The organism is Microbulbifer jejuensis (assembly GCF_047289955.1).
In the GTDB taxonomy this organism is placed as follows: Bacteria; Pseudomonadota; Gammaproteobacteria; order Pseudomonadales; family Cellvibrionaceae; genus Microbulbifer.
On sequence record NZ_JBLBUB010000046.1, the window covers coordinates 1 to 14,809 of the forward strand.

Annotated in this window: 9 protein-coding genes and 2 pseudogenes; 9 read left to right on the plus strand and 2 right to left on the minus strand. The window is 50.9% G+C overall.

The annotated features are described in order from the left end of the window. Window positions 1-2,394 precede the first annotated feature (2,394 nt). The 3 genes and pseudogenes from ACL7TT_RS19680 to ACL7TT_RS19690 form a co-directional block, all read left to right on the plus strand. Window positions 2,395-2,904, plus strand: a pseudogene (locus tag ACL7TT_RS19680) (SpvB/TcaC N-terminal domain-containing protein); the annotation flags it as partial. 396 nt (window positions 2,905-3,300) lie between these two features. Further along, a complete protein-coding gene (locus tag ACL7TT_RS19685) occupies window positions 3,301-8,835 on the plus strand; it encodes an RHS repeat-associated core domain-containing protein (protein ID WP_413397913.1) in 5,535 nt (1,844 codons plus the stop codon). Next, on the plus strand, window positions 8,825-9,469 hold the full coding sequence (locus ACL7TT_RS19690) for a hypothetical protein (RefSeq protein WP_413397906.1): 645 nt from the start codon (window positions 8,825-8,827) through the stop codon (window positions 9,467-9,469). The genes ACL7TT_RS19685 and ACL7TT_RS19690 overlap by 11 nt, the downstream gene beginning before the upstream one ends. 106 nt (window positions 9,470-9,575) lie before the next feature. On the opposite strand, the gene ACL7TT_RS19695 is transcribed toward ACL7TT_RS19690, so the two are convergent. Further along, complete coding sequence (locus ACL7TT_RS19695) at window positions 9,576-9,821, minus strand: SymE family type I addiction module toxin (protein WP_413397907.1); 246 nt, start codon at window positions 9,819-9,821, stop codon at window positions 9,576-9,578. A 79-nt stretch (window positions 9,822-9,900) separates the two neighbouring features. After that, a complete protein-coding gene (locus ACL7TT_RS19700; protein ID WP_413397908.1) occupies window positions 9,901-10,284 on the minus strand; it encodes a helix-turn-helix domain-containing protein in 384 nt (127 codons plus the stop codon). Window positions 10,285-10,391: 107 nt separating this feature from the next. On the opposite strand from ACL7TT_RS19700, the pseudogene ACL7TT_RS19705 reads away from it, so the two are divergent. From ACL7TT_RS19705 to ACL7TT_RS19730, 6 genes and pseudogenes are all read left to right on the plus strand, one after another. After that, window positions 10,392-10,652, plus strand: a pseudogene (locus ACL7TT_RS19705) (CHC2 zinc finger domain-containing protein); the annotation flags it as partial. A 1,141-nt stretch (window positions 10,653-11,793) separates the two neighbouring features. Then, window positions 11,794-12,564, plus strand: a complete 771-nt coding sequence (locus ACL7TT_RS19710) for a tyrosine-type recombinase/integrase (protein ID WP_413397914.1) — start codon at window positions 11,794-11,796, stop codon at window positions 12,562-12,564. A gap of 67 nt (window positions 12,565-12,631) precedes the next feature. After that, window positions 12,632-12,952, plus strand: coding sequence for a type II toxin-antitoxin system RelE/ParE family toxin (locus ACL7TT_RS19715; protein WP_413397909.1), 321 nt, complete (start codon window positions 12,632-12,634; stop codon window positions 12,950-12,952). Further along, on the plus strand, window positions 12,945-13,235 hold the full coding sequence (nadS, locus tag ACL7TT_RS19720) for a NadS family protein (protein ID WP_413397910.1): 291 nt from the start codon (window positions 12,945-12,947) through the stop codon (window positions 13,233-13,235). Before ACL7TT_RS19715 ends, nadS begins: the two co-directional genes overlap by 8 nt. 379 nt (window positions 13,236-13,614) lie before the next feature. Then, window positions 13,615-14,196, plus strand: a complete 582-nt coding sequence (locus ACL7TT_RS19725) for a hypothetical protein (RefSeq protein ID WP_413397911.1) — start codon at window positions 13,615-13,617, stop codon at window positions 14,194-14,196. A gap of 11 nt (window positions 14,197-14,207) precedes the next feature. After that, window positions 14,208-14,519: a hypothetical protein gene (locus ACL7TT_RS19730; RefSeq protein ID WP_413397912.1), complete on the plus strand. Its 312-nt coding sequence runs from the start codon at window positions 14,208-14,210 to the stop codon at window positions 14,517-14,519. The last annotated feature ends 290 nt before the right edge of the window (window positions 14,520-14,809 follow it).

Below are 14,809 nucleotides of genomic sequence, written 5' to 3' on the forward strand. Positions count from 1 at the left end.
GCCTCAATCTGGCATCTTTGCTCATAGGTCAGTTGCTTGTAGTGTCTCATTGCATAACTCTTGCCGGAGAAAAAGCGAGAAGCCTACGGGCAACTGACCGCTTTTTCTAGCTCCATTGAGATATGCACTTACAAGTTGAATCTAGGGGTAATCGGATTTCTCTGGTTTTTGCTTTGCCTTGATGGCACACCGGTGTGGCTTTGTGAGAGCTTTTTCAGGTGTTGATACTGAAGCTGTTTAAATGTCTGTACCGTTTATTACTGGATTAAAATAATGAAGTTGCTGTCCGCTGTCCTGATTTTTCTGTGTCTTATTTCCCTTGAAGCTGCTGCCGTAAACTCTCCCTCTATCGATAGGGATGGGAGCTTTAGGATCAGTTGGGCGCTCTCATTTGGTCAAGAAGATCCAATAGTTAAAGAATATAAGGATGGTGTGTTGCAGCAAGGTGATCATTCGCTGCTTCTTATCGCCCCCTTGCAAACTTCGGTTACAGTTTCCGGACGTTCAGATGGCGTCTGGACCTATTCAGTATCGGCAATGAGCACAATTGGTGGCGGTGGACCCGGCCCTAATCTCACATCAATCGTAGAACAGTTTTCCCGGAACCCCCTTTTCTTCCTGATCAGTTCGGCCAATGCCGCGTCGGGAAGGGCCCACCTTGGTTCAACCACTACAGAGGTTCTACTTACTCCAGGTGTACCTGGCGGAATCACAGCGCCGACTTCAAGTTCCAGCGGCGTATATACGGTTTCTTGGGGGAGTGCATCTGGTAATGTGGATAGATATGAGCTCCAGGAGCGGAAAAACAATGGTGGATGGACCAGGATAAGTAACTCAACCAGCCGGTCAAAGAGTGTAAGTGGCCATAACAGTGGGGTTTATGACTATCGTATTCGAGCATGTAATGATAGCGCCACCTCCAGTGCGGTATCTTGTAGTGGGTGGGCTCCGATAAAAGCTGTTATCGTAGTCAACCAGCCTGCTTCTATAACTGTTCCCGAAAGTGATGCCAATGGTAGTTACAGTATTAGCTGGAGCTCTGTCATTGGTATTGAGGCCTATGAGCTGCGTGAAAGGTTGAATGGCAACAGCTACACAACAGTTTACACAGGCAGTGGCACAACAGTAAATCTATCGGGAAAAAAATCCGGGAAATATAAATATGCGGTGAGAACAAAGCTTGCCGGGGAGTACAGTGCCTGGCGGTATTCCAGCGAGTTTTATGTGAGTGTCCGGCCCGGCTCAATTTCCATTCCATCGGGAGTTGACCTGGATGGCGCCTTTTCGGTCAGTTGGAGTGGTGTGACCGGTGCTGACAGCTACCTGTTGGAGCAGCAAAAAAATGGAGGGGCTTGGAGCTCAGTGGATACGGGGTCGGACCTTTCCCATGCAGTATCCGGTCTTTCGAGTGGCATATACGCCTACAGAGTCGCCAGTATTGTGGGGGGAGTAAAGAGCGATTACCGAGTGTCAGGCAATACACTAGTTGTACGAACTCCCGCATCGATCACTGTACCCTCTCAAGATGCTGATGGGAAAATTTCGGTAAGCTGGTCAAACCTGTCTGGTGTCACGGATTACGAGCTTCAACAACAGCTTGATGGTAGTAGCTGGTCTGCTGTGGCTATCCAAACCGGGACTACGAAAAGTCTCAGCCTGAGTGCTTCGGGAATCTACAGATATCGTGCTCGCGCAAGACTTAATGGTGCCGCAGGTGGTTGGAGGTATTCGGATAATGTGACTGTGGCTGTTGTACCGGCCAGTTTACAGATCGCCACAGGAAATAAGTCTAGTGGCAGACTAAGTGCTTCCTGGAGCCACATTGCTGGTGCGGATGCTTACAAACTTGAGCAGCAACGCAATAAGGGTATTTGGGAGCCAGTTTATGAAGGGCCAGCCACATCCAATGAATTATCTGAATTGGTTACAGGGCGTTATAGTTATCGCGTTGCAAGTATCGAGAACGGTTTTCAAAGCGGGTACCGGCTTTCAGGTGAAACAGTATTGGTCAGGAAGGTCAGTCAGATTTCTGTGCCTTCAGAGGTTGCCGGTGTTGATTTTGCAGTTAATTGGACTGGTGTTGAAGGGGCTACAGGCTATGATTTAGAAGAGTCGTTTGAAGCTGATAATTGGTCAAGAATATTTAGCGGCGCAGAACTGACCAGGGATATCTCAGTAACAACCAAGGGTATTTACAGATACAGAGTTCGCGCGGTATTTTCAGGAGAAGTGGGGGAGTGGGCCACCTCTAATTCTGTTACTGTGATAGGTATTTCCAATCCATTGGATCCCGACTGGGTTGAAACTCTTCTGGCGGATCTTGTTCCTCCGGATTCCCCTGCTCCTACAATTGATTTGGAAAATCATCTCCCAAGTGTGGGGATGCTCGAGGGCATGGGGTCAGTTTCGGGCGGAGCGGCCTCATATACGATTCCAATCAACATTCCTCCTGGGCGTAACGGCATAGAGCCCCGTGTCAGCGTAAGTTATAGTAGTCGAGCCGGTAATGGTCTTTTGGGAATTGGCTGGCGTATTCACGCAGGTTCAAGAATCCACAGATGCTCCCGGACCTTGGCAATTGATGGCATCAAGGGAGCTGTTGAATACAATCAAAATACCGATAAGCTGTGTTTGGATGGAGGTAGACTGGTGTCTGTCTCGGGTGCCTATGGGCAGTCCGGTACAATATACCGGCTTGAATCGGAGAACTTCGCAAGAATCACCCAGTATGGAGGGATCAACGGCTCGGCGACAACGTTCAAAGTAGAGCATAAAAGCGGTCTAGTTGAATATTATGGCGCTACCACAGACTCACGTCACTCTCATCATGGCGTGAGTCAGACAATGGTCTGGGCTATTGCCAGGACCGAGGATCGCACACTTGTCTCAAATGCAATACACTATGAATATTCCGAATTTTCAGAGGGGGAGCACCTTTTAACTGATATATATTATTCTGGGTCTGGAAATACACAGGGAGATAGGAGCGTTCATTTTGAGTATAAAGCCCGGCCAGATACCTCTTCAGCGTATTTGGCGGGAGGGCTTTCCCGTTCAACGCATCGACTAAGCCGTATAGATACGCGGATTTCCAATACTGTGATAAATAGCTATCACTTCTCATACAGGCTGAGCAGTGCTTCAGGCAGAAGTCTTCTTGATGGGATAGAACAGTGTGATTCAACTGGGCAGTGCTTTCCCGCCACTAGTTTAAGCTGGAAGGAAAAATCGCCGGATTTTGTACTTGAAAAAGTCGGCTACCTTAATGATGACGGTACTTTTTCTGAGCAGATGCAGGATTTGAATACGATCCGATATATTAACTCCAAAGGTGATGTGGATGGAGATGGTGTCGCGGACTGGCCGTTATGGCGACATGATGCCGAGGGTGTTTATAAAAACTCCAAGGCTTATGCCGGAGATTATTGCAGCCATAACCCACTGTCACACAGGATGTACTGCCTGATTTCCGACTTCAATCAGGATGGCAAAACAGATATGTGGCGGATAAACTCCAGCAAACTACAAATCAGTTATGCTAACCAAAATGAAGACAGGGTGTGGCAAAATACCGATATACCATTTGATATGGCTGAGGCTGAGGTTATTCGTAGTTTTGGAGATTTCAACGGAGATAATTGGCCAGACGTTGTAGTGGAAAGAAGCAGCCCTACGGAAGGCTATTTACAGTTGTACTTACACTCCGGAAATATCGGCCGCCCTTTTTCTGTGCCTGCAGTAAAAATTTATGACTTTAGAACTGAGAATGATGGGTTTCCTATAGGGGACTTCAGAATCAGCGATGTGCAGTTTGTTGGTGATATTGACGGGAATGGTCTGGATGATTTTGTCGATTTAAATTTGTTTGTTGATGTCGAGGAAAGGGTGGCTGTTGATCAGCCTACCCCCAGTAGAATGTATCTGGCCAAACGCGACGTTAACGGAGGAGTTTCCTTTGAGCAGAGGATCATGCCGTCAGGCGCTTCTGGGGCTTCATTTCCGAAAAGTCATTTCCACTATTTTATGGATGTTAATGGCGATGGACTGCCGGACTGGCTCAGTTTGCGATTCTCTGTTTTAGCGCTTGCGCTCAATAAAGGGGATGGAAGTTTTACAGACTGGCAGTTTGTTGGTGGCTCGGGTATTGAAACCCGCGAAATACCCTTTGGTGAGCCTGAAGGGGATGTGATAGCGCTGCAGTACCCCCGCTATTCCCATAGCTTTAGGCAGTTTGATTATGATGCCGATGGCAAAGCGGAGTTACTCATGCCGGGCGCCTATCTAGCAGAAGCCTGCCATACAATTCGTGAGGAAGGTATTGAAGAGCGGCGCTGTGGCAGTGAATTGTATGACCCCGTTGACCAGCAGCCTGGGGGTGCCTACTCCTGGACATCGTTACTTACTGAATCCTTGGATGACAGTGTCTTTCAATATAAGGCAATGAAGTTTATAGAGAGTGCAGATGGTCAGTTTTCTGTACAATTGGTGGATACGCCGCTGGTTGGCTCTGCTGTTGAAGCAATGGTGCTTGATGGCTATGGAAATGGCCTCAATGACTTTGTTTTTGCCTATGGATGCAGGAGCACTCGATCTGATTGTGAAATCCGAAATGTTTCGGGAGTGATGACGGGTAAATCGCCAGGGTTATATATCAATCGCAATCGTGGTGCTGCTACAGGCTCCGAGCGCTATGAGCCGCTGGATATGCTGGTTTCAGTGGAAAACGGCTTCGGTGCGCGTGACGAATGGCACTATCGCCCACTGTCTTCCCGCGATGATCGATACCACAGCAACGCAAAACCCTTCTACGAGCGTGGTGGCTATCTGGATCGTCTGCCAAGCTCGGTGCAGGATGATCACTTCGAATTCACCTCCAGCATGTACGTGGTGGCCGAGCACCGCCAGTCTAATGGGGTTGGGGGTCTGAATAAAAAACAGTATCGCTACAAAGGAGCTGTATTCAACAATAAAGGCCGCGGCTTCCAGGGCTTTCACACCATTATCGAAGAGGATCACGCTGCGGATATTGAGATCCGGTCTGACTTTCACCAGATATTTCCACTAGCTGGCAAGCTGTACAAACAGCGCAAATGGGCACTGGGGGACCAAGCCTCGGATACCAGCGGCGTTGCGGCCTTTGAAGAAACCAATTTCCAGTGGCAGTTCTGGTCCAAGGGACATCACATGTCACCGATAATTGTCGATGCCTTAACAGACCAGTGGAATATCTCTGCAAATGATCCTTATTTTGTCGGCCCCGAAAAGCAGCGTGTGGTGCGCCGCACCCTCAATCGATTAGGAAACAGTCGTACCCATTTGTACACCCAGAGCCAGACCAGCAGCTTCGACCAATGGGGCAATATCTTGCGCGGGGAAAGCCGCTATGAAGAGGCCAACAGCACGCATATTGTTCTCTCTACCACGGATACCCAATATGTTGCTGCGGACGAGAGCAACTGGTGGATCAACAAACCCCTGCGACAAGCGGTCAAGAAAGAATCCGTCCAAAACCGCAGCGGTGTCGCCATTGCCGCTAATACCGATGCACAACAGTCTGTGGTAGTGGATTTCCTGCAATGGGACGATAATGTCCGCCAGCCCACACGGGTGAAAACCACCCCCACCAGTGGCAAATGGACCCAAGTGGATACCGCCTACAACAGTTACGGCCTGCCGAAAAAAATCACCACCGCGGCCCAAGGAGAAACGCAGACCCGGGTGGTGGAGATCATCGCCTTCAGTAGCGATGGCTACTTCCCCAAAACGGTGAGAAACGCCCTCGGCCACTCGGTTACAACCGAAACCAACGCCAGGTTCGGCAAACCGGACTCGATCACCGACACCAACGACCTCACCACCCGTTACAGCTACGATGCTTTTGGCCGCGCTATTACTGTTACCGCCCCAGAGGCTTCTGAACTCAAGGCAGCTCCCGATGTCCATACCGCCCTGCAATGGTGCAGATCAGGTTGTAGCCGAGCGCCCGGTGCCGTGTTTAAAGCCATTCAGCAGCAGGCCGGCACACCCATGCAGATCATCTATCATGACAGGCTGGGCCGTGTGATCCGCACCGAAGCGCAGGCCTTCGATGGCAGCGACTGGATCGCGCGAACTGTAACCTATAACGCCCTGGGCCAGACTACTTTCGAATCGGTACCGCACTACGCCAGCAGCGGCACCAGTTACGGCACCCGCTACCTGGATTACGACACCTTCGGCCGCGCCCTGCGCAAAACGGTGAACCAGACCAACGGCCAGCAATTGGAGGTGACCTACACCCACGAACAGGGCAGTGGCTTTACCACCAGTATCCAGGTGAATGGCCGTTTGATGAGCCGCACCTACAACGGCCTGCAACAGCTTACCGAAACCGTCGATGCCTTAGGCGGCACTACCCGCTATGCCTACGACGGTGCCGGCAATCCCATCGTACTGCAGGATGCTGCCGGCAACCGCATCACCGCCAGGTACAATGCCCTCGGCCAGAAAGATTGGGTGGATGACCCCAATATGGGCTCCAAGTCGTTTACCTATACCGGCTTTGGGGCAGTGGAAGCCGAGATCGACGGCAACCTGGATATCACGAGCTTTACCTACGACCGCCTCGGCCGCATGGACAGCCGCAGTGTGAATGGTACCGAGGAGGCCAGTTGGATATACGACGTTGCCGCCAACGGCAAGGGGCTGCCCGCACAGGAGAACCGCAGTGATGCCAGCTATGCGCGCAGCTACAGCTACGATGCCCTGAGCCGCCCTCACAAGGTCACCACCGCCATTGATGGCGAAGACTTTGTTACGCAGAGTCACTACGACAGTAATTATGGCCGCCTTAAAGGGCTCAGCTATCCCGGTGGCCTTACGCTGCAATACGGTTACAATCCCGCCGGCTATCAGTACCGCACCCGCAATGCCGCCAGCGGCTACACCTACCGGGAAATCACCCAGGTGGACGCCTGGGGCGAATGGGAAGTTGCCAGTGTTGGCGCCAGCAACTACACCATCAGCCGAGACTTTCATAGAGAAACCGGCCAGATGGCCGGCACCACCTTCGACAGCCTGGTACAAAACCACCAGGGTATAGCCTACAGCTACGACAGTTTCGGCAACCTGTCTGGACAGGTAATGCAGCTGCCCTCGGAAAGTCCCGCCCTGAATGTGGAGAGCCACACCTACGATGCCCTCAACCGTCTGGACTACAGTACCCGTACCGACGGCCCCGGCATTGACTACGACTATGATGCTATCGGCAACTTGCTCAAGAAAGATGACTTTGCCAGCAGCTATCACTACACCGGTGGTGGTACTGGGGGCCCCAGTGCCGTCAAGAGCGTCACCCTTATCACGGGTGCCGCCAGGACCTATGGCTACGACGGCAACGGCAATCGCACCCATGAAAACGCTATACAGCAGGTGTGGTACAACGCCTTTAACAAACCCACCCGCATCAATCGCAACGGCGCCAACCTGTACTTCTACTACGGCGCCGACCAGATGCGTTACAAGCAAGTGAACCAGGCCAGTGGTAAGACCACCCTGTATATCGACAAGCTGTTCGAGAAGATCACCACCGGTACAGAAACGAAATACCGGTACTTTATCGGCGATATCGCCGTAGTTACCACCACGGAAACTTCCGGTGACACAATACACACCATCGGCTTTACCCACCGGGACCGGCTCGGCTCTGCTGCCGCCATCGGAGACCACCAGGGCGATCTGAAGGAAAGCCACAGCTTCGATCCCTTTGGCAAACCGCGCCTCGGCAATATCCTTGACAAGGATGAAGCCGTTTTGGATAGTACCTACACCACCCGCGGCTTTACCGACCACGAGCACCTGGACGATGTGCAGCTGATCCATATGAACGGGCGGGCGTATGATTACAACCTGGGCCGGTTCCTCTCCATTGACCCGGTGATCCAGGCACCGGGGAACTCGCAGTCCTTGAATCCCTACAGCTATATCATGAATAATCCGCTGGCGGGGACGGATCCCTCAGGCTATGTAGTTCACGAGGAGGTAGATGAAGAGGATGAAATTGAAGAGCAGGCTGTCGAGGAGGAATTTCAGGCTACAGGCAGCCGAATTAAGCGTACCGCAACTCTGGAAAATGGCTCTAACGTCTCTCTGGGGAATTCTTTGTTTTCGATCTCCAGCGCACAAGCAAATGGTATCGCTTCGGATCTGATGAGTCAGGCCAGCCGTGGCAATATGCAGGGTGTGGGGGGAGATAGAAGTGGCCAGAGTAATGAAGGTTTAGGATCCAGCCTAAAAATTGGTGCTGATGCTGCACTCGGAGCTATTCAAAGGGTCGCGTCGGATGCCCTGTATACCGTCACGCATTCACAAGAAATCTATTTTAATTTAATGCTTCAATGGAGCTTTGGAACGCTACCAGAAAACCTATATGAAGGAGTTGCTGCGGAAGGTTCGGCAGCTTTAGATGCCGCGGCTGAAGGTGATGCCCGCATGTTTGGAAATCATGCGATGGGTATTTTTGGTGCAGTGACTCTAAGGAGAGGAGTCGCGACAAGTGGAGTAAAACCCCCAAATCTAAGTCCTTCCGGCGCTGGTCGTAACGGTGCTTTTAGAGAAGCAAAACGACAGTCAGGCGTTCCTGTTAGTCAACAACCCAGCCGTGTTTTGCCAAACACAGATAAACGAGGAAACCTACAACCAGGGAAAGTTTATGAGTTTGAAGTACCTGCAAAAGGTGGTGGAGTCCGAACAGTAAGAATTCGGGATGACGCCGGTGGGCATACTTATGGTAGGGGTGACCCTCAAAATCGCGGATCACATTTTAACGATGAAGCAGGTAATCATTTTGACTACTAATGTAACATCTATGATTACGATGGATGTCACCAAAGACAACGCTGTGCTTAACATTGCTTTGGATCATTTACCTGTTGATCGTAAGTTCGGAGGGGGTAGCTGGATGGCTTCCTCTAGCTCTCTCGAAGAATCAAGAATTATAGTTCTGCGCTACATTTTTGGGTTAATTTTACGTGGCTTAGTTGGATTTAAACTTTGGCTGCTAATGGGACATTCTGCATTTCAGCCTGATAATAGAATTACACGACACAGGAAACTCTGGGGCTCGATGAAAGCAAGGGGAGCTGGAATATCACATTCAGGAGCATCATATGAAGAAATGATTGAGCACGATGGCAAACTCAAATATTTTGGTGCAAAGGAGTTGTCGGAGTTGTCTGTTGAATCTGTTGTGAAGGCTATATCCGAAGAGCATTGCGCTTATTTAGCTATCCTTCCGGAATTCACCAATGTGAATGAAGTCATTGATTCAGGCTGGACTGTTGATGCCGGATTTGATAAAGCGCTTCTGTATCGTATCTCTAATAAAAATGGCCTGTTATTAAAAAGTGCCGGGGAGTTCGATGATCCAGAATCTGGATTTGTAGCCATTGGAGATGGAGAATTGCTCAAGAAAATAATCCAGCAAGATTGAGGCCGAAGTAAATATTGACACAATATTCTGCTTCCCATTCCTACTTGGTGCCAGAAGTCCAAGGCCTCCCAGCAGACGGGTCTGTCGGGATTTATTTTTAGCAGGGCTATTCAACAGTCAGCACCAAACACCCCTCCATCACTCTGACTTTGATCGGCGTATTGATCTCAAACCCCGCTTGGCGCAGCCAGTGGCCTTTCATCTGAATCCACGGCACTGAGCGGCCGCCAGTATGTGGTGGTTGCTCCTTGAGGCGGTATTCATAGTAGGTCTCATGGACCTTAATGTAGCGCTCCTGGCAACTTTTACTGTTGTGCAAGCGTACGCCTGTTTTACCATTGCCGGTAGCCATGACTCACTCCAATCCAGTGGGTTGTGGTTAGCTGGCTGGTTGGGTTGCCGCCCAATCAGTCAGCGCCTTACTAAGCTCCTCAGCCTTTAGCGGCTTGTCTCCCCGAGTCCCAGCGCCGGGACTGGTATTTAATAATCAGGCTTTCCAGTACTTCGCGTACCACCATCTGCTCATCAGCGGGCATCTGACTTACGGCTTCGAGTTGTAATGCCAAGTCTTCACTGAGCACACGCTCATGTTCATCAAATAGCAAGAAGTCGGTACTGACATGAAGGGCTAGGGCCATCTTCTTCAAGGCATCCAATGAGGGCTGGGCTTGTCCAGCCTCGTACTTCTTAAGGCTATTGACATGAACGCCAACGGTATCGGCCATTTGCTGTTGGGTCAGTCCCATGTCTTTGCGTAGGGCAATCAATCGGGAGGGTAGGCTCATCATCAAGAGTGTTCTGATTAATGTGACCATTATCCTAACCCTGGGCTATAAGTGTGTTGCATGGATATACATAACTATGTACAATAATAATCCATAAGTATGGTCTTGACAAGATTTTACTGAAAAGGGGGGTATATATGGCACGTTTAGCAACGGATGAGCTGGAGCGGATCAAGGAGGAGGTATCCCTGTTGCGGCTGATAGAAAGTCAGGGCTACCAGCCCCAAAAGCAGGGCAAGGATTACGCCATTCACTGTCCCTTCCATGACGACAATACCCCCAGCCTGATCATCAGTCCCAAATTGAATCTGTTTCATTGCTTTGGCTGCGGTGCAGCTGGCAGCGTGATCGACTGGGTGATAAAAACCCAGGGGGTGAGCTTCCGCCATGCGGTGGAGTTGTTGCGGGGCGATGTCTCTGTCTTAGCCGCCGACAACGGTGCTCCGGTCAAGCGCACCACCGTGCGTAAATTAGAGAGTCCGGTATTGTTGGACACCGACGACCAGGCGGTGTTGGACCAGGTGATCGATTTTTATCACCAGGCTCTGCTGGAATCTCCCGAAGCGCAAGACTATCTCAAGAAACGCGGCCTCAATGACCCGGTCCTGATCCGCCAGTTCAAACTGGGCTATGCCAACAGAACCCTCGGCCTGCGTTTGCCGGATAAAAACCGCAAGGCCGGCAAACAGTTGCGCGAACAGTTGCAACGGGTGCCCAGTCTGCCGCGTTCTGAAACCGAAATTACCGGCACCGATGAAGAGTTGTTTATTACCTTGGGCGACCGGGTTTACCGGGTGCGCGGCCTCGATAAAAATCCGGCCGGTGAACTCAAAATCCAATTGCTGGTAAAACGTGACGACCACTTCCATATGGACAGGCTGGATCTCACCAGCAGCAAGCAGCGGCAGGTGTTTATCAACCAGGCCAGCGCCGAGTTGTGTGTCAAAGATACAGTGATCAAGAAGGATCTGGGCAAAGTGCTGTTGGCACTGGAGGAACAGCAACACCGGCAAAGGGAACCGGACACAACCCCAGCCGAAACGCTGAGCGAGGGGGAGCGCACCGAAGCACTGGCATTGTTGCAGGACAAAGACCTGTTGCAGCGCATCCTCAATGATTTTAATCGGGTTGGCGTGGTGGGAGAGGAAACCAACAAACTCACCGGCTACCTGGCCTGCGTCAGCCGCAAGCTGGAACGGCCCCTGGCGGTGATGATCCAATCGTCTTCAGCCGCCGGCAAAAGCGCGCTGATGGAATCCATCCTCGCGCTGATACCGGAAGACGAACGGGTGCAGTACTCGGCCATGACCGGGCAAAGCCTGTTCTACATGGGCGAAACCAACTTAAAACACAAAATACTGGCCATTGCCGAAGAAGAGGGCGCGAGCAATGCCAGCTATGCCCTCAAGCTGTTACAGAGCGAAGGTGAAGTCACCATCGCCAGCACCGGCAAGGATGACAACAGCGGCCAGCTGGTGACAAGAGAATACCGGGTACCAGAAACACCTGTATTACTACCGCAAACCCAACGGCGAGCCGCTGGGTTACAGCAGCCAGCACGCTTTACTGACACCGCTCAAAGCCTGGTTCAAATGGTTGGTCAGAGAACGGCACTGTCTTCACAATCCCGCCAGCGAACTGGAACTGCCCAAGGTGCCCCAAGGTCTGCCGCGTGTCGTGCTCAGTGTGGAGGAAGTGGAACGCGTCCTGACGACGCCCAATATCGAAGCGCCCGGCGGCCTCCGCGACAGAGCCATGCTCGAACTCTTTTATGGTACCGGCATCCGCCGTATGGAAATGGCGAATCTGAGCCTCTATGACCTCAACCCCAGCCGCAAAACCCTACTGGTGCGCGAAGGCAAAGGCAGAAAGGACCGACTGCTGCCGGTGGGCGACAGAGCCTTGCACTGGGCCGAACGCTACCGCCGTGAAGTGCGCCCGGAACTGATCAGTGGCAAAGACAATGGCCACCTGTTCCTTACCGACCAGGGCGACCCCTGGCCGATCAATTATCTCACCGCACTGGTGCGCAAATATCTGCGCCAGGCGGGCCTTAACAAGAATGGCGCCTGCCACCTGTTCCGCCACGCCATGGCCACCCACATGCTCGATAACGGTGCCGACATCCGTTACATCCAGACCATGCTCGGCCACGCCAAAATATCGACCACACAGATTTATACCCAGGTCAGCATCGAAAAACTGCGGGAAGTACATAAAGCCACACACCCGGCAAAGTGGCAGGTGCGGGAAGATGAACGGGTCGCACTGCTGGAAGCCCTGGAAAGCGAGCAGTCAGAAGAGGAATAGGGCGTGTACAAGGGGCAAAAACTTGACTACCATGCTGTACGCCATTGGCGTATAATGGAATATATCGATGGTCTTCATTGAAACCAGCATTTTTACTCGGGTTATCCAGTCACTGATGCCCGACGACGATTATAAGGCTTTGCAGGAAGCCTTGATCCGGCGCCCCGACTGCGGCGATCTGATCCAGGGTTCTGGAGGTCTGAGAAAGGTGCGCTGGAAACTGGAAGGTCGTGGCAAGAGTGGTGGTGTGCGCGTGATCTACTACTGGGTCGTTGATGCTAGCCAGATCCGCATGTTGTATGCCTACCCGAAGGGGCGGCAGGACAATCTCAGCATGGAGCAACTGAAAACCCTGCGGCAAATTGTAGAGAGGTGGTCAGATGAATAAAACCATGTTCGACGAACTCCTGGCCAGCGTCCAGGAAATGGACGAGATTACAGCCGGCAAGAAGCAGCCGGCGCGGGTGTTCGAATACCCGGAGCCCGAGGTCAAGCGCATCCGCGAACAGACCGGGCTCTCGCAAAACCAGTTTGCGCTATTGATCGGTGTGAGCAAACGTACCCTGGAAAACTGGGAGCAGGGCCGCCGTCACCCGACCGGACCGGCCAAAGCGCTCCTGCGTATCCTTGAAGCCGACCCCGAACACGCGCTGAAAGCGCTACACCACTGAGGGTGCGCTTCTTACATCGCCTGTCACAGAACTTGTAAAACAGGAAAAGGGTTAACCGAAGCCCCACTGATACCCAGCAACCGCTGTAAACACCGCCCCTGAGTAGATCGCACTCAGGGGCTTTTTTATGTTCAAAAAAACTGTATCTACTGGTGCACCCGAAAGGCAGTGAGCCAGGTGGAAGCTGCTGCCGCGACACCGATGTTAAGCAAAAAAGTGCCTTGGGGCCTGTAACTTGGTAATCTATGGGCAGCCTAGCGCGAACGTTCTTTAACTCGTTGATTGTATTGGGGTTGTAGGGAAAATAACGGCGGAGGTACGTCGGAACAACTCTTCTGGCCAGAGTAATGAAGTAAATGATTCTGCTAGGGCAGAGTTATTGCTTGGAGGGCCATATGGTAAGAATGCTTATGGACATGTTGCTTTGCGAGTTCAAGGTGAGAACGATGACGGTGCTTATGATTTTGTTTATGACTTCGGCCGCTATGGAAAAACTTGGGGAATAGGAAATAGTGAAGGCGAAGGAATGCTTAGAATTTGGTCAAATTTTGATGATTATATAAAAGGAGAAAATGCGACTGGCCGAACGACGACTGGGTATGTATTTGCAATTTCTAATGATGAGGCCGGAAGGATTAATGCTCATTTCAGCTCTATTACTGAAGGAATACAGCCAAGTAAAGTCAGGGGTTCCATGCAGCAATTCAGATTGGCTACAGATTATCATGCGGCAAATTGTAATTGTGCGACAGTGGCTCTAGATGGTCTTAGGGCCGGAAGGCCATCTTTGTCTAATGCTTTAAATCAGAATAGATTTGATCGGGGTCGAGGTTTGAGCTGGCTTGAAAATAAGTCTTATACTTTATCGAAACAAGGTAATGGAGTAAGGCTCCCATTAGATTTACAAGCTGCAGCTGATAGTTACGGCAAGGCGATTGAAGTCAATACGTACAAATGGTGACGGAATTTTTCATGGCGAAATATATTATGAACATTTTGGTCGGATTGTTATTGGCTGGAGTAGCTTTCTATGCTGGAGCTAAGGTGAAGGAACGGTGTCTTCTGCAGCTCCCGATGTATAAGTTAAAGGAAAATGTAAAGCTTCAGCTTGACCCCGATAATATTGGGGAGCTGCCTGCAGGATCAACCATCTATGAATTCGACGAAAAAGGTGAGACAACAACTTATATTGTTGTCTTTAATTTAAAAAATAGAATGATATTAGAACCATTCAAAAGCGAAAAGAAAAATCTCGTTGACCCTTTGGATGCATATATAGAATAAATGGTGTCGGTGGATGCGGCGTTAGGAATAATACTTGATTGGGATCAAAGTAAAATATTGACACGATACTCTGCTTCCCATTCTTACTTGGCAGCATAAATCCAAAGCCTCCCGACAGACTCATCTGTCGGGATTTATTTTTAGTAGAGGGTGTTCAAAACTCTGTGTCAGCCAAGTAGCCTCATAGGCTGATATATTTCTCCAGGCGATCCGGGAAGTGGATCGTCAGCTGTGACAGCGTCAAGTTCCAGTTCTGGATCGGGTGCGTCCAGCGCTCGGAGGCTTTCAGT